Source organism: Pseudomonas sp. IT-P176 (assembly GCF_949767245.1).
In the GTDB taxonomy this organism is placed as follows: Bacteria; Pseudomonadota; Gammaproteobacteria; order Pseudomonadales; family Pseudomonadaceae; genus Aquipseudomonas.
In genome coordinates this window covers 234,386-256,285 of the sequence record NZ_CATKPN010000079.1, presented here as the reverse complement: position 1 = coordinate 256,285, position 21,900 = coordinate 234,386, and the positions used below count along the sequence as shown (strand labels likewise).

Genomic DNA, 21,900 nt, shown 5'->3' with positions numbered 1-21,900 from the left:
GAAGTGGAACGTCAGTCTACCAGCCATGCACCTCGTAGCAGCTGCCGAGCCTGCGAGGCTGCGTTCGGCTGCGAAGCAGGCGCCAAGGACCCACGCCAACCCGGCGAGGACTGCGTCCTCGAACGCAGCCTCGCGGGCTCGACAGCTGCTACAGGGCCAACGTGGGTTGACTTAGAGCTCAGCCGCCAGACGCGATCCCTGGTTGATCGCGCGCTTGGCATCAAGCTCCGCCGCCACGTCCGCACCGCCGATCAGGTGCACGTTCTGCCCAGCGGCCAGCAGGCCGTCATACAGTTCACGCAGCGGGTCCTGGCCGGCGCAGATCACAATGTTGTCCACCGGCAACAGTTGCGGCTCGCCAGTCTCACCAATGCGAATGTGCAAGCCGGCGTCGTCGATCTTCAGGTACTCGACGCTGTTGAGCATCTGCACCTGCTTGTTCTTCAGACCGGTGCGGTGAATCCAGCCGGTGGTCTTGCCCAGGCCGTCGCCGACCTTGGATTTCTTGCGTTGCAGCAGGAACACCTCGCGGGCCGGGGCATGCGGCTCGGCCTTGATGCCGGCCACGCCACCGCGCGCTTGCAGGTGAGTGTCGATGCCCCACTCCTTCCAAAAGGCTTCGCGGTCCTGACTGGTGGACACACCCTGGTGCACTAGGAATTCCGACACGTCGAAACCGATACCGCCGGCGCCGATTACCGCGACTTTTTTACCGACCGGCTTGCGCTGCAGAATCACATCCAGGTAGCTCAGCACCTTGGCATTGTCGATGCCGGGAATCGCCGGCAGCCGTGGCGCGATACCGGTGGCCAGGATCACTTCGTCGTAGCCGCCGGCGACCAGTTGTGGCACATCGACGCGAGTGTTCAGGCACAGCTCGACATGGCTGGTCTGCAACTTGCGGTTGAAGTAGCGCAGGGTTTCGAAGAACTCTTCCTTGCCCGGCACACGTTTGGCGACGTTGAACTGACCGCCGATTTCGCTGGCCGAATCGAACAGCGTCACCTGGTGCCCGCGCTCGGCGGCAACAGTGGCGGCCGCCAGCCCCGCAGGCCCGGCGCCGACCACGGCGATCTTCTTGATCTGCTGCACCGGCAGGTAATTGAGTTCGGTTTCGTGGCAGGCACGCGGGTTGACCAGGCAGGAGGTCAGCTTACCGCCGAAGGTGTGGTCCAGGCAGGCCTGGTTGCAGCCGATGCAGGTGTTGATTTCATCGCCACGCCCGGCAGCCGCCTTGTTGACGAACTCCGGGTCGGCGAGGAACGGCCGTGCCATCGAGACCATGTCGGCATCGCCTTCGGCGAGGATCTGCTCGGCGACTTCCGGGGTGTTGATGCGGTTGGTAGTGATCAGCGGAATACCCACCGAACCCCGCAACTTGGCGGTGACCTTGCTGAAGGCTGCACGCGGCACCTTGGTGGCGATGGTTGGAATCCGCGCTTCGTGCCAGCCGATCCCGGTGTTGATGATCGTTGCACCAGCCTGCTCGATGGCCTTGGCCAACTGCACGATTTCTTCCCAGGTGCTGCCGCCTTCCACCAGGTCGAGCATCGACAGGCGGAAGATGATGATGAAGTTCGGGCCGACAGCTTCACGCACGCGGCGCACGATTTCCACCGGCAGGCGCATGCGGTTTTCGTAGGCGCCACCCCAGCGGTCGGTACGGTGGTTGGTGTGGGCGGCGAGGAACTGGTTAATGAAATAACCTTCCGAGCCCATGATCTCGACGCCGTCGTATTCGGCGGTTTGCGCCAGGGCGGAGCAGGTGACGAAATCGCTGATCTGTTTCTCGATACCTTCCTCGTCCAGCTCTTTGGGCTTGAACGGGTTGATCGGCGCCTGGATCGCGCTCGGTGCCACCTGTTTCGGGCTGTAGGCATAACGCCCGGCGTGGAGGATCTGCATGCAGATTTTGCCACCGGCCTCATGCACCGCACGGGTGACGATCTGGTGTTTTAGCGCTTCTTCAAGGGTGGTCAGCTTGGCCGCGCCGCCGTACACCCCGCCCTCTTCGTTCGGACCGATACCGCCAGTGACCATCAGGCCAACGCCGCCACGGGCACGCTCGGCAAAGTAGGCCGCCATACGCTCGAAACCGCCCGGTTTCTCTTCCAGCCCGGTGTGCATCGAACCCATCAGGGTGCGGTTGCGCAACGTGGTAAAACCCAGGTCCAGCGGGGCCAACAGGTGCGGGTAGTGAGCGGCGGCCATCGGTAACTCCACAACGAGTGATCACGGAAAAAGTGCGAACGCTCTTGGGCGTCCATCGGTTATGGGTCACAGACTAAGAGCCGGCCCGCCTGCACTCAATGACCGTAACTGACAAGTTACTGATCCAAATGTGCAGCCCCCCTTGGCATTCGCCGGCATGGGGCCTACCCTAGTCGACGAACCCTGCACACGGCTGATCTTTAGTTTTCTCATGCGCAAACTTCTTTACCTGACATTCGCCATGGCCCTGCTCGCCGCCCTCACCACCTACGCCATGTGGACCGCCGAACGACCGGTGGGCCATTACCTGTCCGACCTGCGCATCCAGCTCGCAGTGGATCAGGGCGTACCCGGTGACCGGGGCAACCTGCTGGGGATCCAGCCAGAGCTGTTCCCCACCGACTATCAAAGTCCCGAACGCCTGCACCGCAAGCTCGCGGCCTACTTGCAGCAAGCGCGCGATCAAGGCCTGCTCAACGCCAAGACCATCGTCGTGCTGCCTGAGCACATCGGCACCTGGTTGATGGTCAGCGGCGAGAAGGACGAGCTGTACCAGGCCAGCACGTTCGAGGAAGCCATGAACTGGCTGGCGGTGAGCAACCCCCTGCCGTTCCTGCGGGCGCTGATCGGCGCCCAGGGTGAGAGCCGCCTGGAGGATGCCCACCTGCGCATGAAGGCCAAGAGCATGGCCCGCCAGTACCAGGCGCTGTTCGGCGGCCTGGCCCGGGAATTCGACATTACCCTGGTCGCGGGCAGCATCGTGCTGCCGGAGCCGACGGTCAAAGACGGCGCCCTGAGCATTGGCCGGGGTCCGCTGTACAACACCAGCCTGGTGTTTGGCCGGGACGGTGCGCCCATCGGCCAGCCGCAACGGCAGTTGAGCCCGACCCTCACCGAGCAAGAGTTTATCCGGCCCAGTGGCGACCGGGCCGTCAACGTGATCCAGACGCCCGCCGGACGCCTGGGAGTGCTGATCGGCAACGACAGCTGGTACCCGGACAACTACCGCAAGCTCAACGACCAAGGTGCCGAATTGATCGCGGTACCGGCGTTCGTCACCGGCCGCAGTACCTGGGATCAACCCTGGCGCGGTTACCAGGGGCCCTCCACTCCCAGTGAAATCAGCCTCAAGCCCGGCGAACTCAGCGAAGGCCAGGCCTGGCACCGCCTGACCCTTACCGCACAGCCACCTAGCAGCCTGGCCAATGCCGGGGTCAGCGTGTTCCTGCGTGGCCAGTTCTGGAACCAGGGCAGCGCCGGCCAGAGTTTCCTCAGCAGCAACGGCCAGCACTTCGCCGATGGCGAAGCCCGCGGTGCCCGTTTGCTGAATATCTGGTTGTAACCCATGAAACCGCTGCCGATGCGCCTGGGGGACCTGTCCGTCGGCTTTGTCCATAGCCTGGCGGATGCCGTGCGCAGTCACGGCTGCGACCCACAACCGCTGCTGGAGCAATACGGCCTGGACCCTGCGCGCCTGGCCGAGGCCGGCGCTCGGCTGTCGATTCCGCGCTACATGCGCCTGGGCCACGCGGCCATCCAGATGACGGGAGATCCAGCCCTGGGCCTGCGCATGGGCCAGCTCAGTCGGTTGGGTCAGGCGGGGCTGGCCGGGGTCACTGCCGCCCAGGCACCGACGGTGCGCGAAGCGGCGCGCTGCCTGATTCGCTTCGAGGCCTTGTATGGCTCCAACTATCGCGGCCAGTCGAGCTTCCATGAGGATACCCAAGGGGCCTGGCTGCGGTTCTACTCCATCAGCCCGTACAACGCCTACAACCGTTTTGTGGTGGACTCGATCATCGCCGGCTGGTTGCAGCAACTCTCCAGTCTCTGCCCCCAACCACTGCGGGCCGAGCGCATCGAGATCGAATTCCTGGCACCCGACTACGCCGAGCGCTATGCCGTGCTGGGGGACTGCGCCTTGCAGTTTGGCGCCGAGCATAACCAGTTGCGCCTGAGCCAGGCCAGCCTGGCGCAACGCAACCCCGAGCACTGCCCCAGCACCTGGCGCCTGCTGCTCCAGCTGTGTGAGCGGGAGCTGGAGCAATTGACCCGCACCCGGAGCCTGCGCGAACGCATCACGCAGCTACTGGGGCCGTTGCTCAATGGCGGTCGTGAACCCGACCTGGAAGAAGTGGCGGCACGCTTGAAGTTGCCGACCTGGACCTTGCGCCGCAAGCTCGCTGAAGAGGGCACGCAGTTTCGCGCGATTCTCAACGACACGCGTCGCGACCTGGCCATGACCTATATCCGCGACACGGAACTGGCCTTTGGCGAAATCGCCTACTTGCTGGGGTTTGCCTCGGCCGAAGCCTTTCAACGCGCCTTCAAACGCTGGAACGGCCAGACGCCCGGCGAGTTTCGCCGCAGCCATCGGCAATCGGCCTGAAGCGCCTGCAAACTTGCAGTTGCTCCTCTACAACTCGGTAGCGTCGTCCGCAGGCTCTAGCGGGTCGAGTTCGAATGCCTGATATTCCAGCAGCTCTTCTTGATAATCGTCCATTGCGAATTCCCTTTTAGTCGTGTCGAAAACCGTTGCACCAATGACCTACGCCATCAGCATAAAGTGCCCGCATGAAAGAAAAATGACGCGGGTACACGGTGGCTCCTGCCAATAAAACGTAGCAGACCCTGAAGAATTTATCATGGGCGCCGGATAGCGCAGTTTGATGCAGGTCAAGCGCCCGGCTGCGCTACCCCACAGGGGCCGCAGCGCTGGCTGACAGGTTACTGGCCGGAGGACGGCATAGGTGTGATCGGCTCGCTCGGGGCGGGCAGCGAATCTGGGTTGGCCGGGGGTGAGATCACTGGCGGCACGGCTTGCGGCATGGATTCCAGTGTTGGCTCCAGCGCTGGTTGCGGGGCGGTCTGCGGGGCGGGCTCGATGACATTCGCAGGCGTGATCGGTGCGGCTTCGGGCGGTGGTGCTACCGGTTCGGATGCCGCCGGCGCAGTGGGCGTTGGCTCAGGCGTCGCAGGGGCAACGGGTTCGGCGGCAGGCACTGGCACAGGTTCTGGCGCAGGTTCTGGCGCAGGTTGTGCGGCAGGCGTCGGTGTGACTGGCGCGGGCTTGGCTTCTGGTACGCCGAGGTCCGTCTTGGGTTTTTCGGTGATATGGGCGGCCTTTTTTACATCCGGTGGCAGGAACAATTCCACCAGGGCAAAAAAGCGCTCATAAAACTTACCCGACGTGACGGTTTCACTCGCAACCTTGACCATCGAATCATCGGAGGAGCCGATAGGCATCGATACCGACCCCAGCACCCCTACCCCGAGGCTGGCGGAGTTGTTGGTCTTCTTCAACGCGTAGCGGTCCTGCAAGGCGTTGGCAAACATGGTCGCGTGATGGCTGCTGTCTTCGGCGCAGACCACGCTGAAACTAATCTCCATGTGGGTGTCGCCGGTCTGCTGGAAGCTCTTGTGGCCACTGATCAGTTTCGGATCGGAACTGGTGATGATGTAGCCCTGGCTCAACAAGGCCCGGCGAGCAGCTTCACAGGAAGCGGTGTCGGTCACCGGATACTTGCGCGAGAAGGTTCCGGAGTCGTCGAAGTTCTCATGCTCATAAATGGCCTGGTCCTTCGCGCAACCAGCTGCGGCAGCCAGCACCAGCGCCAGTCCCGCGGTACGCATAGGGAATGATGTGAACATTGAACATCCTGAGGAAATCGGTACGGGGCGTATTGTGCAACAGTTCACCCCGTGACGGCGCATGGATTAGTGAGTTGCACACCTGACCCCTCTACTGACCATCGTTTAGCGGAAAAAGTCGCGCACCCAGGTGATCGATGAACACCCGGACCTTGGCGGCCGCATAACGGCTGGACGGCCAGAGGATCCAGAAAGTGCCCTGGTGCTCCAGGTGCGTGTCCAGCACGCGCACCAAACGCCCCTGCGCCACCGCCTCGCGCACCATGAAGTCCGGCAGGCAGGCAATCCCCAGGCCTTGCTGCACGACGTGGAACAAGGCTTCGATGGAGGTGCTGATGAAGCGGGTGGTCAATACCGGGTCGCTGCCATCCTCCTCGCCGTGCAACGGCCAGGGTTCGAGTTTGCCGCTGGCATGAAAGGTATGGCGCAGACAGCCATGGGTCGCCAGGTCCTGGGGCACATGCGGGGTGCCATGCTCGGCAAAGTACTCCGGCGTACCGACCAGCACCTGGCGAAACCGCCCCAGGGCCCGGGCCATCAGGCGTGAATCCTTGGGATTGCCGGTGCGCACCACCGCGTCGAAGCCCTCCTCGACCACGTCCACCATGCGGTCCGTGAGGTCGATGTCGAGTTCGATCTCGGGGTAGCGCTGCATGAATTCGGTAAGCACCGGCATCACCAGGCTGTGCACCTGGGGCACGCTGATACGGAGCTTGCCCTTCGGCGCGCTGGCGGCGCTGCACAACTCGAACTCGGCCGCCTCGACTTCCGCCAGGATGCGCCGGCAGCGCTCCAGGTACAACGCGCCTTCGGCGGTCAGGGTGATGCTGCGGGTGCTGCGATGAAACAGGCGTACCGTCAGCCGCTCTTCGAGGCGGGCGATGCTTTTGCCCACCGCCGATGACGAAATCCCCAGTACCCGCCCCGCTTCAGTGAAGCTGCGAACATCGGCGACCTGCACAAACACCGAGATACTGCCCAGGCTATCCATTCTTCCATCCCCCCATTGCGGACATCCAGGTCCGATAAGTTCGGAACCTTAGCCTGTTTTTCCAGAGCGTGCAGCGCACTACCCTTGGCGCCATCTACACACCCTCTGAAACGGACCTCATGCCCATGAACGAACCCGAACTGCTCGCGCCCTTGCCCTCGGTGGCGCCGGAGCGCGCCGAACGCCTGCCCTTAGGGGGATTGCTGGCGCTGGCCATCGCCGGCTTCATCACCGTGATGACCGAAGCCCTGCCCGCTGGTCTACTGCTGCCCATGAGCGAGGGCCTGAATGTCTCGCACGGACTGATCGGACAACTGGTCACGCTGTATGCCGTGGGTTCGTTGCTGGCAGCCATTCCGCTGGTGATCGCCACACGCGGCTGGCGCCGCCGTCCGTTGCTGCTGATCGCCATTGCCGGGTTCAGCATCGTCAACAGCGTCACCGCCCTGTCCGAAAGTTACGGGTTGACCCTGGTAGCGCGCTTTTTTGCCGGGGTCTTCGCCGGGTTGCTCTGGGCGCTGCTGGCCGGTTACGCCAGCCGCATGGTGGCGCCTCACCTGCAGGGACGGGCAATCGCCGTGGCCATGTTGGGGGCACCGCTGGCCCTGTCCCTAGGCGTTCCAGCGGGCACCTATGTGGGAAATATGCTGGGTTGGCGCACGAGCTTCGCCCTGATCAGTGTCATCACCGTGGCGCTGATCGCCTGGGTCCGCTGGCAGGTCCCGGACTTCCCCGGACAAAGCGCCGACAAGCGCCTGCCGCTCCGCCAGGTCATCGCCCTGCCCGGCTTGAAGGCGGTGCTGTTCGTGACCTTGGCCTACGTGCTGGCCCACACGATCCTGTACACGTACATTGCGCCATTCCTCGAGCCCGCCGGCCTCACCGGGCAAACTGATCAGGTGCTGCTAGTGTTTGGCCTCGCGGCGCTTTTGAGTATCTGGATCGCTGGCCTGCTGATCGACCGCTGGCTGCGCCCCCTGATGCTGCTCAGTTGCTTGCTGTTTATCGTGGCGGCGCTGCTGATGGCGACGGCCAGCGAGTCGGCGCCGCTGATCTATGCCGCGGTGGCCATCTGGGGCCTGGGCTTTGGCGCTCTGGGCACCCTGCTGCAAACCGCCCTGGCGAAAGCGGCCGGCGACTCGGCGGATACCGCACAGTCGATGCTGGTGACCATGTGGAACCTGGGGATGGCCGGTGGTGGCCTGGCCGGCGGCGTGGTGCTCGAGCACCTGGGCGCAGTGACATTCCCCTGGCTGGTCAGCGCCTTACTGCTGTTGTGCCTGCTGGTGGTTTTCAACGCCCGCCAGCATGGGTTTCCCGCCCGGAGCTGATTGACGGCCAACAAAAAACCCCGGCCTGGTGGCCGGGGTTTTTGTTTGCAGCTTTACGCGTCAGTCAGGCATCAGTAACGCTTGACGTCGGCCTCGCTTTCCAACTGCTTGCGGTAGGCGGCAAAGTCTTGCTGGCCGACGCGGGACGCGAGGAAGCGGCGGTACTCAGCCTTCTCCTCGTCAGTAGGCGCAGCAGCTTCGTTCACCCCATTGAGGCGCACGATCACCAGGCTACCATCAGCCAGGGTCACGCTGTCGAAGCTCGGCTTATCCTTGGCAGCAGGCTTGGGCATGCGGAACAAGGCTTGTAGCACAGCAGGTTCGATACCTTCCTGACCACGGGTGGCCGCTTCGGTAACTTTCCAGCCCAGGCTGTCAATCGCGGTCTTGCCGTCGCGCAGGCCGGTAACCAGCTCCTCGGCCTTGGTCTTGGCCGCAGCACTGGCGTGCTCCTTGACCAATTGCGCACGAATCACGGTATCAACGCTGGCCAGAGGCATTTGCTCAGGTTTGCGATGCTCTTTGGCGCGCAGCACGATCACGGTTTCCGGATCCAGTTCGATGGCGGTGCTGTTGGCACCCTCATCCAACACTTCTGGACTGAACGCTGCAGCGATCACGGCACGGTTGGCCGCAACGCCTTCGCCACCTTCACGGCCAAACGGCGCGGAAGTGTGTACGGTCAGCTTCAGATCAGCTGCTGGCTGGGCCAGGTCGGAGGCTTCGAACGAGGAGTCCTCCAGTTGCTTGGTCGCCTCGACGAACAGTTGTTCGACCTGTTGGGTTTTCAGGTCGCGGGTCAACTTGTCCTTGAGGCTGGCGAAGCTCGGAACTTGCGGCGCTTCAACACCCAGCAACTTGATCAGGTGGTAACCAAAGCTGGAGCGAACCGGCGCCGAGACCTGGTCTTTGTTCAACGCGTACAGCGCTGTTTCAAAGTCCGGGTCATAGACACCTGGGCCTGCGTAACCGAGGTCACCGCCATTGGCAGCCGAACCCGGATCCTGGGAGAACTCTTTGGCCGCGGCCTCGAAGCTTTCACCCTTGGCCAGGCGCGCTTGCACCTCTTCAATCTTGGCCTTGGCTTGCGCCTCGGTCACCTTGTCGTTGACTTCGATCAGAATATGCGCAGCCCGGCGTTGTTCGGCCAGGTTGGCGATTTCTTTCTGATACGCATCCTGCAGCGCTTCGTCTTTCACGGTGACCTGGTCGAAGAAGGACGACTTCTTCAATTCCAGATAGTCGATGACTACCTGATCAGGTGTCATGAATTCCTTGGCGTGCTCGTCGTAGTAAGCCTTGACCTCGGCATCGGTCAGCTTGACCGATGCAGGATCAGTCTTGACGTTCAGGGTCGCGAAATCACGGGTCTGTTTTTCCAGACGGGCGAAGGCAAGCACTTGGGCATCGGTGACAAAACCGCTGCCCGCCAGGCCGGCACGCAATTGGCCGATCAGCATTTCCTGAGCCAGCATCTCGCGGAACTGCAGGCGGCTGTAGCCCAGCTGACGAACCACCTGGTCAAAACGCTCGGCACTGAACTTGCCATCGACCTGGAATTCAGGTGTCAGCAGGATCACTTGGTCCAGAGCCGCTTCGGAGAAAGCGAACTTCGAATCATGGGCGCCTTGCAGCAACAGTTTGCGATCGATCAGGCCTTTGAGGGCCGATTCGCGCAGCATTTTTTCATCCAGCAAGGACGCGTCGAAGTCCTTGCCCAGCTGTTGCATGAGTTGGCGGCGTTGCATATCAACCGCCTGGCTCAGCTCGTTCTGGCTGATTTCTTCACCGTTGACCTTGGCCACTTCGTTTTTCGAACTGGAGACCTGGAAAATGGCATCGACACCGGTCAAGGCCATCAGTGCAACGATGACCCCGATAATAGTCTTGGCAATCCAGCCTTGTGAATTGTCCCTGATATTTTGCAGCATGCGTCCCCCAGAAACGGTTGAACTTCAAAATTAGGCAACCGTGGAGCGTGGGTAGAATCCGGATAGAAGAAAGGCGCATCCGAGGATGCGCCTTCTCGTAACTGGCGGAGCGGACGGGGCTCGAACCCGCGATCCCCGGCGTACCAGGCAATATTCCAATCGTCTGTACTACCGCCCCGCTGCCAGGTCAGGCATGACCCCGACCCGGATAGGCAAAAAACCGAGTGAGGCTTAGTTGACAGCTTCTTTCAGTGCTTTACCGGCTTTGAAGCCTGGCTTTTTGGCAGCAGCGATTTCCAGAGTCTTACCGGTCTGTGGGTTACGACCGATACGAGCTGGACGGTCAGTCACGGAGAAAGTACCGAAACCTACCAGAACTACAGAGTCGCCGGCCTTGAGGGCACCAGTGACGGATTCGATTACAGCGTCCAGCGCACGGCCAGCAGCAGCTTTCGGGATATCAGCGGATGCAGCGATAGCATCAATCAGTTCCGACTTGTTCACTCTAAGTCCCCTTATATCTATTTGAGATGATTCTAAGTTTTTTGGTGAAAGCAAAAACGAGTGCTGAATGGCCTACAGACACTTAAGAGCCGCTTTATATCAAGGGCTCTAAAAAACTGTCAAGGAAGCCCCCCAGGCTAATACGTACTAATGCGTGCTAATTCTTTCCTTAGAGTCAGACTCGCGTTTTTCATCCTTTGCAACTATCTCGGGAGCCACATCGGGCAAGGGCTCCGGCGCGTATTGCAGCGCAATTTGCAGGACCTCGTCAATCCATTTAACCGGTTTAATCTGAAGATCTTGCTTGATGTTGTCGGGAATTTCCTTCAGATCGCGTACGTTCTCTTCAGGAATGATCACCGTCTTGATCCCGCCGCGATGTGCCGCCAGCAGTTTTTCCTTCAGGCCACCGATGGCCAGGACCTGACCGCGCAGGGTGATTTCGCCGGTCATGGCGACATCCGCCCGTACCGGGATCCCGGTCAGTGCCGACACCAGTGCCGTGCACATGCCTACACCCGCACTAGGACCGTCTTTGGGCGTAGCCCCTTCCGGCATGTGGATGTGGGTGTCGCGCTTCTCATGGAAGTCCAGGGGGATCCCCAGGCTCTTGGCCCGACTGCGTACAACCGTCAGGGCTGCGGTGATCGATTCGACCATCACATCGCCCAGCGAACCGGTCTTGATCAATTGCCCCTTGCCCGGGACCACGGCCGCTTCGATGGTCAGCAATTCACCGCCCACCTGGGTCCATGCCAGACCCGTCACTTGGCCCACCTGGTCCTGCTGCTCGGCCAGGCCGTAGCGGAATTTGCGCACGCCCAGGAAGTGCTCGAGCATGTCGGCCGTGACTTTCACCGAGAAGCGTTTTTCCAACGCGTGCTCTTTGACAGTCTTGCGGCAGACCTTGGCAATCTGGCGCTCCAGCCCACGCACACCGGCTTCGCGGGTGTAGTAGCGGATGATGTCGCGGATCGCTTCGGCTTCGAATTCCAACTCGCCCTTCTTCAGGCCGTTGGCCTGGATCTGCTTGGGCGACAGGTATTTGACCGCAATGTTGATCTTCTCGTCTTCGGTGTAACCCGGCAGGCGGATCACTTCCATACGGTCGAGCAGCGCCGCGGGAATGTTCATCGAGTTCGAGGTGCACAGGAACATCACATCGGACAGGTCGTAGTCGACTTCCAGATAGTGATCGTTGAAATTGTGGTTCTGCTCGGGGTCGAGCACTTCCAGCAAGGCCGATGCCGGATCGCCTCGCATGTCGCTGCCCATCTTGTCGATTTCATCGAGCAGGAACAGCGGGTTGCGCACCCCTACTTTGGTCATCTTTTGAATCAATCTTCCTGGCATCGAACCGATGTAAGTACGGCGATGACCACGGATTTCCGCTTCGTCACGCACGCCACCCAGGGCCATACGGACAAATTTACGGTTGGTGGCGTGGGCAATCGACTCGGCCAGGGAAGTTTTACCGACCCCAGGAGGACCGACCAGACACAACACCGGACCACGAATTTTCTTCACGCGCTTTTGCACGGCGAGGTATTCGAGGATCCGCTCTTTGACTTCTTCCAGACCATAGTGGTCGGCGTCGAGAATGTCTTCGGCACGCGCCAGGTCCAGGCGGACCTTGCTCTGCGCCTTCCATGGCACCTGGACCAGCCAGTCGATGTAGGTGCGCACTACGGTCGCTTCGGCCGACATCGGCGACATTTGCTTGAGCTTGTTCAGCTCAGCCAGGGCCTTGGCCAGTGCATCTTTTGGCAGGCCGGCGGCATCGATGCGCTTTTTCAGCTCTTCGACTTCGTTGTGGCCTTCTTCGCTGTCGCCGAGCTCTTTCTGAATGGCCTTCATCTGCTCATTCAGGTAGTACTCGCGCTGACTGCGCTCCATTTGTTTCTTGACCCGGCCACGAATGCGTTTTTCGACTTGCAGCAGGTCGATTTCCGCATCCAGCAACGCCAGCACGTGTTCGACACGGGCCGACAGGTCGAGAATCTCGAGGATTTCCTGCTTCTGCTCGATTTTCAGCGCCATGTGCGCGGCCATGGTATCGACCAGGCGACCTGGCTCGTCGATGCTGTTGAGCGACGACAGGACTTCGGCAGGGACTTTCTTGCCCAGTTGAACGTACTGTTCGAACTGCGACAGCAAACTGCGAACGAACACTTCCGACTCGCGCTCTGGCGCGTCGACTTCGTCGATCAGGGAAACTTCGGCACGGCAGTGGCCGTCCACTTCAATGAAACGCTCGACAGCACCACGTTGCTCACCCTCGACCAACACCTTGACGGTGCCATCAGGCAGCTTGAGCAATTGCAGCACGGTGGCGATGGTCCCGACGCGATACAGCGCGTCTTCTCCGGGATCGTCGTCGGCAGGGTTTCTCTGGGCCAGCAGCAGGATCTGCTTGTCGCCCGTCATCGCGGCCTCGAGGGCTTCGATAGATTTCTCGCGCCCCACGAACAGCGGGATAACCATGTGCGGATAAACCACGACATCACGCAATGGCAGGAGAGGCAATTCGATGGTTGTCTTCATGATTTCGCCTCTACGGCGGCCATAAGGCCGTAAACAGATGGAAGTAAGCTTGAAACCAAGATGGGGGCTGCCTTGCAAAAAAACAAGCTGATTAGCAGCGCTCGATAAAGATCGCAGCCGGCAACAGCCTGTACAAAAGCAAAGGGGCCCGAAGGCCCCTTCTTTATCCAGCAGTGCGACGCTTACGCGTCTGGCGCTGCCTTGGCAGCCGGCTCACTGTTTTCATAGATATACAGTGGCTTGGACTTGCCTTCTATAACGCTTTCATCGATCACTACTTTACTCACCTCGGACTGCGAGGGGATTTCGTACATAGTGTCGAGCAGTACACCTTCGAGGATCGAGCGCAATCCACGGGCACCGGTCTTGCGCTCCAGGGCACGTTTGGCGACCGATTTCAGGGCGTCGGAGCGGAACTCCAGATCAACGCCTTCCATCTCGAACAGCTTGGCATACTGTTTGGTCAGAGCATTTTTCGGCTCGGTGAGAATCTGCATCAAAGCAGCCTCGTCGAGCTCGTCCAGCGTCGCCAGCACCGGCAGACGGCCAACGAATTCCGGGATCAGACCGAACTTGACCAGATCGTCAGGCTCGACTTCACGCAGGGACTCACCCACCTTCTTGCCTTCTTCCTTGCTGCGAACTTCTGCGTTGAAACCGATGCCGCCCTTGGTGGAACGGTTTTGAATAACCTTTTCCAGACCGGAGAACGCACCACCGCAGATGAACAGGATGTTACGAGTGTCGACCTGCAGGAATTCCTGCTGCGGATGCTTGCGACCACCTTGTGGTGGAACGGAAGCGACCGTGCCTTCGATCAACTTGAGCAAGGCTTGCTGCACGCCTTCACCGGAAACATCCCGGGTGATGGACGGGTTGTCAGACTTGCGCGAAATCTTGTCGATTTCATCGATGTAGACGATGCCCATTTGAGCTTTCTCTACGTCGTAATCGCACTTCTGCAGCAACTTCTGAATGATGTTCTCGACATCTTCGCCTACGTAACCCGCCTCGGTGAGGGTGGTCGCGTCAGCGATGGTGAACGGTACATTCAGCAGACGAGCCAGGGTTTCGGCAAGCAGGGTTTTACCCGAGCCTGTCGGGCCGATCAGCAAGATGTTGCTCTTGCCGAGTTCGACGTCGTCATTCTTCTTGTCACGCTGGTTCAGGCGCTTGTAGTGGTTGTATACCGCTACGGCCAGAACCTTTTTCGCACGTTCTTGACCAATCACATATTGATCAAGGATGCCGCTGATTTCTTTAGGCGAAGGCAATTTATGCGCGCTGCTCTCGGCCTGGGCTTCCTGCACCTCCTCACGGATGATGTCATTGCACAGGTCGACGCACTCGTCGCAGATAAAGACCGAGGGGCCGGCAATCAATTTGCGCACTTCATGCTGGCTTTTGCCACAGAAGGAGCAATAGAGCAGCTTGCCGTTGTCCTCGCCGTTGCGGGTGTCAGTCATTCGTTCGATCCAAATCCGATAGGCTTGCAACACAAGATGAAGGCTATTGCGGGCTTTTTCAAGCCCGCCGGTGATCAGACCAGCCCACCAAGCCTATTTTGAGCTGCTTATTTTTAAGCTGGGCGCTGGGCGATCACTTCGTCGATCAGGCCGTACTCACGCGCGGCTTCTGCACTCATGAAGTTATCGCGGTTGGTGTCACGCTCGATTTCTTCCAGCGTGTGCCCGCTATGCTTGGCCATCAGCGTATTGAGACGCTCACGGATGAAGAGGATTTCCTTGGCATGGATTTCGATATCCGAGGCCTGGCCCTGGAAACCACCCAGTGGCTGGTGAATCATCACACGCGAGTTCGGCAGGCAATAACGCTTGCCGGCAGCACCGGCCGTCAGCAGGAATGCACCCATGCTGCACGCTTGACCGATACAGGTAGTCGACACGTTTGGCTTGATGAACTGCATGGTGTCGTAGATCGACATGCCCGCTGTCACCGAACCGCCCGGGGAGTTGATATAGAGATGGATGTCCTTGTCCGGGTTTTCCGCTTCAAGGAACAGCAGCTGCGCACAGATCAGGTTGGCCATGTAGTCCTCTACCGGACCAACCAGAAAAATCACCCGCTCCTTGAGGAGGCGCGAGTAGATGTCATAGGCGCGTTCGCCACGAGCAGACTGCTCGACAACCATCGGGACCAGGCCGCCTGCGGCCTGGATATCAGAGTTCTGCTGAATATACGAATTACGGAACATGCTCTGCAGTCACTCCCAAATAGTTATGTCTTGAATACGCATAAGCCAGCTCGAAGGCTGGCTTATGTGTGTGCTTCTAACGCAAAAACAATCAGTCGGCTTGTGGAGCTTCTACCGGCTTGACCGCTTCTTCGTAAGAGACCGATTTGTCGGTCACGCTAGCTTTCTGCAGAACAGTATCCACAACTTGCTCTTCCAGCACAACCGAACGAACTTCGTTCAGCTGCTCGTCGTTTTTGTAGTACCAGGACACTACTGCTTCTGGCTCCTGGTAGGCCGAAGCCATTTCCTGGATCAGTTCACGTACGCGGTTTTCGTCAGGCTTGAGGTCGAATTGCTTGACCACTTCAGCCACGACCAGACCCAGCACAACGCGACGCTTGGCTTGTTCTTCGAACAGCTCGGCAGGCAGTTGATCAGGCTTGATGTTGCCACCGAACTGCTGAACAGCCTGCACGCGCAGACGGTTCACTTCGTTCTCCAGCAGGGCCTTAGGCACTTCGATCGGGTTGGCGGCCAGCAGACCGTCCATTACCTGATTCTTGACCTTGGATTTGATCGCCTGACGCAGCTCGCGCTCCATGTTCTTACGAACTTCGGCGCGGAAACCGTCGATGCCAGACTCTTTGATACCGAACTGGGCGAAGAATTCTTCGGTCAATTCAGGCAGTTTCGGCTCGGAAACAGTGTTCACGGTTACGGTGAACTCGGCTGCTTTGTTAGCCAAGTCCAGGTTCTGGTAGTTTTCCGGGAAGGTCAGGTTCAGAACGCGCTCTTCGCCCGCCTTGGCGCCTACCAGGCCTTCTTCGAAGCCCGGGATCATGCGGCCAGAGCCCAGCACCAGCTGAGTACCCTTGGCGGAACCACCGGCAAACACTTCGCCGTCAACCTTGCCAACGAAATCGATGTTCAGTTGGTCATCGTTCTGGGCAGCGCGATCGACTGCTTCGTAACGCACGTTCTGCTTGCGCAGGATGTCCAGCATCTTGTCCAGATCAGCGTCCGCCACGTCAGCGCTCAAGCGCTCGACTGCGATGGATTCGAAACCGGCAACGGTGAACTCAGGGAACACTTCGAACACAGCAACGTATTCCAGGTCCTTGCCAGCTTCGAGCGATTTTGGCTCGATCGATGGCGAACCTGCCGGGTTCAGCTTCTGCTCAACCACAGCTTCGTAGAAGGAGGACTGGATCACGTCGCCTACAGCTTCCTGGCGAGCATCAGCACCGAAACGGCGCTTGATTTCGCTCATTGGCACTTTGCCTGGACGGAAGCCAGCAATCTTGGCCTTTTGGGCAGTCTGCTGCAGACGCTTGTTGACCTGAGTCTCGATGCGCTCAGCCGGCACGGTGACGCTCATGCGGCGCTCAAGAGCAGAAGTATTTTCAACAGAAACTTGCATGGATATTCCTCGTTGCACAGACGTTAGCCGGCCGTTTCCGACCCCAGAATCAAGGGCATGCATTCTAGTGGGTCAAACTCAAGAAGTCACCCTACTGAGAACGGGTAAAAAAGCAGCAGGCAATTTATAAGGGCGGATACACCAAAGCACCTCGCCCCCATGGCAAATACAGCCAATCACGCCAGGGCTCTGCGCCAACCCTTCCTTTATATAGAAGAGGCGACTGGGCATGACCCCGACAGCCGATCCTGCGAGCAGGAACAGCGGGCAGCGCAGCATCATCGAGAAACACAAATACGACGAAACGCCCTGCCCCTACGGCCCAGTACCTGCAGCCGCTGAACTTTCTAGCCAGCAAAAACAAAAAAGGCGCCAGACTGTTAAATCTGGCGCCTTTCGAAATATGGGGTGGACGATGGGGATCGAACCCACGACAACGGGAGTCACAATCCCGTGCTCTACCAACTGAGCTACGCCCACCATATTGCGTAACAAAGAAGCCAAATCACTTCTTCGTTGAACCCCGCCCATGCCAACCGACATGAATGAAGCTTTATTTGGTGCGGATGAAGAGACTCGAACTCTTACGCCTCGCGGCGCTGGAACCTAAATCCAGTGTGTCTACCAATTCCACCACATCCGCGAGTTGAAGCCTTTAAAGCAAAGGCGCCAGACTGTTAATCGGGCGCCTTTCGAAATATGGGGTGGACGATGGGGATCGAACCCACGACAACGGGAGTCACAATCCCGTGCTCTACCAACTGAGCTACGCCCACCATATCGCGTTACTTGTGCCAAAGCTGCCTAATGGCGCACCCGGCAGGACTCGAACCTGCGACCATCCGCTTAGAAGGCGGATGCTCTATCCAGCTGAGCTACGGGCGCCTTATTAATCTGTACTCTTGGAGGACTACAAACTAAGTGCTTTCCAGTCTTGCAGAATGTTGATTCCGCTCGACCTTCCTAACCAGTGCTAGGCTGTGCCCGACAAGTGCGACGAATAGTATAGAGCCACCTACAGGTCGTCAAATGATTTTTGAGAAAAATTCATTTAATTAAAGGGCTTAGGGGAATTTGCAGACCAAGCGCCTTTGCCCTCACGTCCTGGCATGCGAGAATGCGCTCTCTTTTCTTCCCCCTCTCGATGGTTAATCACGCGCAATGACTGCACAACTAATCGACGGCAAATCGATCGCCGCCAGCCTGCGCCAGCAGATCGCCAAACGTGTTGCCGAGCGTCGCCAGCAAGGTCTGCGCACGCCAGGCCTCGCGGTGATCCTGGTCGGCAGCGATCCCGCCTCTCAGGTTTATGTCTCGCACAAGCGTAAAGACTGTGAAGAGGTCGGCTTCCTCTCCCAAGCCTACGACCTGCCCGCTGACACCACCCAGCAAGCCCTGACCGACCTGATCGACCGTCTCAATGAAGACCCGAACATCGACGGCGTGCTGCTGCAACTGCCCCTGCCGGAACACTTGGACGCCTCCAAACTGCTGGAGCGCATTCGCCCGGACAAAGACGTCGACGGTTTCCACCCTTATAACGTCGGCCGCCTGGCCCAGCGCATCCCCCTGCTGCGCCCGTGCACCCCTAAAGGCATCATGACCCTGCTGGAAAGCACCGGGGCCGATCTCTACGGGATGGACGCGGTGATTGTCGGCGCATCCAACATTGTCGGTCGCCCGATGGCGATGGAACTGCTGCTGGCCGGCTGCACCGTGACCGTGACCCACCGCTTCACCAAGGACCTGGCCGGCCACGTCGGCCGCGCCGACCTGGTGGTAGTGGCCGCCGGCAAGCCGGGCCTGGTCAAGGGCGAGTGGATCAAGGAAGGCGCGATCGTGATCGACGTCGGCATCAACCGCCAGGACGACGGCAAGCTGGTCGGCGACGTGATCTACGAAACCGCCCTGCCCCGCGCTGGCTGGATCACCCCGGTGCCAGGCGGCGTCGGCCCGATGACCCGTGCCTGCCTGCTGGAAAACACCCTGTATGCCGCGGAAACCCTGCACGGGTAACTCTGGGCTCGAGCTGGTGTTTCAAAATGCAAACCCCGTCCCTTGGCGGGGTTTGTCGTTTCTGGGCACCGCCAGCGGCTACTCGTCGAAAAGCCCTGTTTTTTACTCGAAAACAAGGGCTTTGCGCTGCCCAGCGAAGAACATTCGACAGTTCCTCAGCTACGCTCATAAAATGTAACGTTTTTCTGGAAAAAGCCCGTTGCACAACGGCATACCCACATTTATCGAGTCCACTCGCGTGAAAATCCGTCTTTCTATCCTGAGTCTCTTTTTGGCATTTTCAGGCACCGTCTTGACGCCGAGCGTCAACGCGGCAGAAACCACCGCAGTACCTCGCGACACCTCGAAACTGCATATTGCCTCCGGCAGCGCGATGCTGATCGACCTGCAGACCAACAAGCTGATCTACGCCAGCAACCCGGACGTGGTGGTACCCATCGCCTCGGTCACCAAGTTGATGACCGGCCTGGTGGTGCTGGAAGCCAAACAGAACATGGAGGAATACATTTCCGTGTCGATCAGCGACACCCCGGAAATGAAAGGCGTGTTCTCGCGGGTCAAGATTGGTAGTGAGCTGCCACGCAGGGAAATGCTGCTGATTACCCTGATGTCCTCGGAAAACCGCGCCGCCGCGAGCCTGGCTCACCACTACCCGGGCGGCTACGTGGCCTTTATCGCAGCCATGAACGCCAAGGCCAAGGCGCTGGGCATGACCAGCACCCACTATGTCGAGCCCACCGGCCTGTCGACCAGCAACGTCTCCACCGCCCGCGACCTGAGCAAACTGGTGCAGGCGGCACGCAAGTACCCACTACTGAGCGAACTGAGCACCACCAAGGAAAAAACCGTGGCGTTCCGCAAGCCCAACTACACCCTGGGCTTTCACAACACCGATCACCTGGTGCGCAAGGATAATTGGGACATCCAACTGACCAAGACCGGGTTTACCAACCAGGCCGGCCATTGCCTGGTACTGATTACCCGAATGGGTGGTCGCCCGGTTTCGCTGGTGATCCTCGATGCCTTCGGCAAGTACACGCACTTCGCCGACGCCAGCCGGATCCGCCAATGGGTCGAAACCGGCAAGAGCAGCACGGTACCGGCAGTGGCCTTGCAGTACAAAGCCGACAAGAACCTCAAGAGCCGCCAGAGCGGTGTGGCACAAACGGCGGATTGATCCGCCCCACAGTCAAACGGCGCCCAAGGGCGCCGTTTTTCATTTCTGGCTATTCAATGCCTGGGTCGCCTGGGCGGCCGCCTCTTCGCGCCCTGCCTGGCTTAGCTCATTGGCCGCCTGCAGCCAGCGCTGGCGATCAACCTTGGCCGGTATCTGCGTCGGTGCCTGTACCAGCACCGCCCAGCCACCTGCACTTTGGAAAGCCGACTCAAAGGACTTGAAGTCCATCAACAGGCGCTTTTCCAGGCCCGAGCGCAGCAACACCGTTTGTTTCTGTTGGTTGTAGCCGGCAAGCAAGGCATACCTCGGCTCTTTCCAGAATGCCGAACCCTCGGTGTAGCGCAGCCACACCGGATAACCCGCGGCCACCTGGGTCAACAGTGCCGGCAGGTTGCTGTCCAGCGGATAGACCACCATCCCGTATTCACGGGCCAGTTTCTGCATATTGTGCTGCAACTGCGCCTCGGCGCCGGGCAATCGCAAGGGTTTTTCCAGCAATCCCGGGGTAATCGTCACGCCCTGCTGCGACAGCAGGCTGGCCAGGGTCTGCGGGCCGCCCTGATAGGCGTCGCCCCGATAGAAGCGGCCACTGAGCTCGACACGCTCGGGCAGGCGTTTGATTTCCGGCTGCACACTCCCGGCACACCCGGCCAGGCTCAAGACGCAGGCGGTAGCCAGCAAGGCAAAGCGAAATCGAGGAAGTACCGGCAACATCATCACTCACTTGTTCAGGTGCCAGGCGTCAGCGTCCCGGCTTCGCCCCTGATCATAGCAGCGGTATAGCCTTAAACGGCAGTCGGCTGCGGCTGATAGAGCAAACTGGTTGGTGACTCACGACCATTGGTCAATAGCCTGCAACATCACAGCGGCTAGACTGACACCTGCGAGAAGCATGTGCCCGATGCAGGGCAAAGAGGAGGCACTGATGAGCCTGATCACCACCGTTGCGCTGCTGATCATTGGCTGGCTAGCCGTAGCGGCGGCCATGCTGTGGGGCGTATTGCGCATAACCCGCCGGCATCACCACGCCTACCGTGCGCCGCAAACCCCGACGCCAGAGCACAAACCCGAGCAACCCCACGCCTCTGCCCATTGAGCGCCCCCCCCATAAAACAAAACGGCCGCCTGCACCCTGGGTGCAGACGACCGTTGATTGTTGCCTTCAGACGTTACGCCTGTTGGGCCAGCTTCTTCTGCCGAGCTTTACGCGACAGCATGTTCAGCACCTCGATTGCCGCCGAGAACGCCATTGCCGCATAGACGTAGCCTTTTGGTACGTGGGCGCCAAAACCTTCGGCGATCAGGGTCATGCCGATCATGATCAGGAAGCCCAGGGCCAGCATTACCACGGTCGGGTTGTCATTGATGAACTTGGCCAGAGGCTCAGCCGCCAACAACATCACCAACACCGACACCAGCACCGCGATGATCATGATCGGCAAATGCTCGGTCATGCCGACGGCGGTGATGATGCTGTCGATAGAGAACACCAGGTCGAGCATCAGGATCTGGCCGATAGCCGCGGCAAACCCCAAGGTCACACCCGAGGTTTTCGACGTCGGATCATCCGGCGCCGGGTCCATGCTGTGGTGGATTTCCGTGGTGGCCTTCCACAACAGGAACAGGCCACCGGCGATCAGGATCATGTCTTTCCAGGAGAACGCGTGGCCTAGCACCTCGATCACCGGCGCAGTCAACTGCACAATGAAGGCGATGGTGCTCAACAGACCCAGGCGCAGCACCAAGGCCATGCTGATACCGATCCGGCGCGCCTTGGCCCGATGTTGCTCGGGCAGTTTGTTGGTCAGGATCGAGATGAAGATCAGGTTATCGATGCCGAGCACGATTTCCATGACGATCAGGGTAGCCAGGGCGACCCAGGCAGTGGGGCTTGCAGCAAGTTGTAAAAGGTATTCCATGGGTCAGTCCT

Annotated in this window: 17 protein-coding genes and 4 tRNA genes; 6 read left to right on the top strand and 15 right to left on the bottom strand. The window is 59.7% G+C overall.

Annotated features, from left to right (window positions below; translation table 11 throughout):
• Positions 1–171: 171 nt before the first annotated feature.
• A complete protein-coding gene (locus ACM6IP_RS22400) occupies positions 172–2,211 on the bottom strand; it encodes an NADPH-dependent 2,4-dienoyl-CoA reductase (RefSeq protein WP_320334037.1) in 2,040 nt (679 codons plus the stop codon).
• Positions 2,212–2,422: 211 nt separating this feature from the next.
• On the opposite strand from ACM6IP_RS22400, the gene ACM6IP_RS22395 reads away from it, so the two are divergent.
• Both ACM6IP_RS22395 and ACM6IP_RS22390 read left to right on the top strand, forming a co-directional pair.
• Complete coding sequence (locus ACM6IP_RS22395; RefSeq protein ID WP_401126631.1) at positions 2,423–3,553, top strand: carbon-nitrogen hydrolase family protein; 1,131 nt, start codon at positions 2,423–2,425, stop codon at positions 3,551–3,553.
• 3 nt (positions 3,554–3,556) lie between these two features.
• Positions 3,557–4,597, top strand: a complete 1,041-nt coding sequence (locus ACM6IP_RS22390; RefSeq protein ID WP_095167808.1) for an AraC family transcriptional regulator — start codon at positions 3,557–3,559, stop codon at positions 4,595–4,597.
• A 338-nt stretch (positions 4,598–4,935) separates the two neighbouring features.
• Here ACM6IP_RS22390 and ACM6IP_RS22385 read toward each other — a convergent pair whose 3' ends face one another.
• Together ACM6IP_RS22385 and ACM6IP_RS22380 are read right to left on the bottom strand one after the other, a co-directional pair.
• Positions 4,936–5,859, bottom strand: coding sequence for a DUF2242 domain-containing protein (locus ACM6IP_RS22385; protein WP_414862295.1), 924 nt, complete (start codon positions 5,857–5,859; stop codon positions 4,936–4,938).
• 91 nt (positions 5,860–5,950) lie between these two features.
• The gene (locus tag ACM6IP_RS22380) at positions 5,951–6,850 is read right to left on the bottom strand and encodes a LysR substrate-binding domain-containing protein (RefSeq protein WP_095167804.1); all 900 of its coding nucleotides are present in this window, start codon (positions 6,848–6,850) and stop codon (positions 5,951–5,953) included.
• A gap of 125 nt (positions 6,851–6,975) precedes the next feature.
• Between ACM6IP_RS22380 and ACM6IP_RS22375 the strand changes: the two genes are divergently transcribed.
• Entirely contained in the window at positions 6,976–8,181 is a 1,206-nt protein-coding gene (locus ACM6IP_RS22375) for an MFS transporter (protein ID WP_320334033.1), read from the top strand.
• 71 nt (positions 8,182–8,252) lie between these two features.
• Here the strand turns inward: ACM6IP_RS22375 and ACM6IP_RS22370 are convergent, their stop codons facing one another.
• From ACM6IP_RS22370 to ACM6IP_RS22325, 10 genes are all read right to left on the bottom strand, one after another.
• Complete coding sequence (locus tag ACM6IP_RS22370) at positions 8,253–10,112, bottom strand: SurA N-terminal domain-containing protein (protein ID WP_320334032.1); 1,860 nt, start codon at positions 10,110–10,112, stop codon at positions 8,253–8,255.
• 231 nt (positions 10,113–10,343) lie between these two features.
• Positions 10,344–10,616, bottom strand: coding sequence for an HU family DNA-binding protein (locus ACM6IP_RS22365; RefSeq protein WP_002552737.1), 273 nt, complete (start codon positions 10,614–10,616; stop codon positions 10,344–10,346).
• A 147-nt stretch (positions 10,617–10,763) separates the two neighbouring features.
• Positions 10,764–13,160 (bottom strand): endopeptidase La, encoded by a 2,397-nt coding sequence (gene lon / locus ACM6IP_RS22360; RefSeq protein WP_095167799.1) that lies wholly within the window; start codon positions 13,158–13,160, stop codon positions 10,764–10,766.
• 182 nt (positions 13,161–13,342) lie between these two features.
• Positions 13,343–14,626: an ATP-dependent Clp protease ATP-binding subunit ClpX gene (gene clpX / locus ACM6IP_RS22355; RefSeq protein ID WP_095167797.1), complete on the bottom strand. Its 1,284-nt coding sequence runs from the start codon at positions 14,624–14,626 to the stop codon at positions 13,343–13,345.
• A 113-nt stretch (positions 14,627–14,739) separates the two neighbouring features.
• Positions 14,740–15,375, bottom strand: coding sequence for an ATP-dependent Clp endopeptidase proteolytic subunit ClpP (gene clpP, locus ACM6IP_RS22350; RefSeq protein WP_095167796.1), 636 nt, complete (start codon positions 15,373–15,375; stop codon positions 14,740–14,742).
• Positions 15,376–15,466: 91 nt separating this feature from the next.
• Positions 15,467–16,777 carry a trigger factor gene (tig, locus tag ACM6IP_RS22345; RefSeq protein ID WP_095167793.1) on the bottom strand — a complete coding sequence of 437 codons (1,311 nt, stop codon included), beginning with the start codon at positions 16,775–16,777 and terminating at the stop codon, positions 15,467–15,469.
• Positions 16,778–17,181: 404 nt separating this feature from the next.
• Positions 17,182–17,257, bottom strand: a tRNA-His gene (locus ACM6IP_RS22340).
• 78 nt (positions 17,258–17,335) lie between these two features.
• Positions 17,336–17,420 (bottom strand) — tRNA-Leu (locus ACM6IP_RS22335).
• A 57-nt stretch (positions 17,421–17,477) separates the two neighbouring features.
• Positions 17,478–17,553 (bottom strand) — tRNA-His (locus ACM6IP_RS22330).
• 32 nt (positions 17,554–17,585) lie between these two features.
• A tRNA-Arg gene (locus ACM6IP_RS22325) sits at positions 17,586–17,662 on the bottom strand.
• A gap of 276 nt (positions 17,663–17,938) precedes the next feature.
• Here ACM6IP_RS22325 and folD point away from each other — a divergent pair.
• Together folD and pbpG are read left to right on the top strand one after the other, a co-directional pair.
• Complete coding sequence (gene folD / locus ACM6IP_RS22320) at positions 17,939–18,793, top strand: bifunctional methylenetetrahydrofolate dehydrogenase/methenyltetrahydrofolate cyclohydrolase FolD (RefSeq protein WP_095167791.1); 855 nt, start codon at positions 17,939–17,941, stop codon at positions 18,791–18,793.
• A gap of 238 nt (positions 18,794–19,031) precedes the next feature.
• Positions 19,032–19,970, top strand: coding sequence for a D-alanyl-D-alanine endopeptidase (gene pbpG, locus ACM6IP_RS22315; protein ID WP_095167790.1), 939 nt, complete (start codon positions 19,032–19,034; stop codon positions 19,968–19,970).
• 39 nt (positions 19,971–20,009) lie between these two features.
• Here pbpG and ACM6IP_RS22310 read toward each other — a convergent pair whose 3' ends face one another.
• Entirely contained in the window at positions 20,010–20,687 is a 678-nt protein-coding gene (locus ACM6IP_RS22310) for a hypothetical protein (protein WP_095167788.1), read from the bottom strand.
• A gap of 175 nt (positions 20,688–20,862) precedes the next feature.
• Between ACM6IP_RS22310 and ACM6IP_RS22305 the strand changes: the two genes are divergently transcribed.
• A complete protein-coding gene (locus tag ACM6IP_RS22305; RefSeq protein ID WP_095167786.1) occupies positions 20,863–21,066 on the top strand; it encodes a hypothetical protein in 204 nt (67 codons plus the stop codon).
• A 73-nt stretch (positions 21,067–21,139) separates the two neighbouring features.
• On the opposite strand, the gene ACM6IP_RS22300 is transcribed toward ACM6IP_RS22305, so the two are convergent.
• The gene (locus tag ACM6IP_RS22300; protein WP_159994587.1) at positions 21,140–21,889 is read right to left on the bottom strand and encodes a TerC family protein; all 750 of its coding nucleotides are present in this window, start codon (positions 21,887–21,889) and stop codon (positions 21,140–21,142) included.
• Positions 21,890–21,900: the final 11 nt, after the last annotated feature.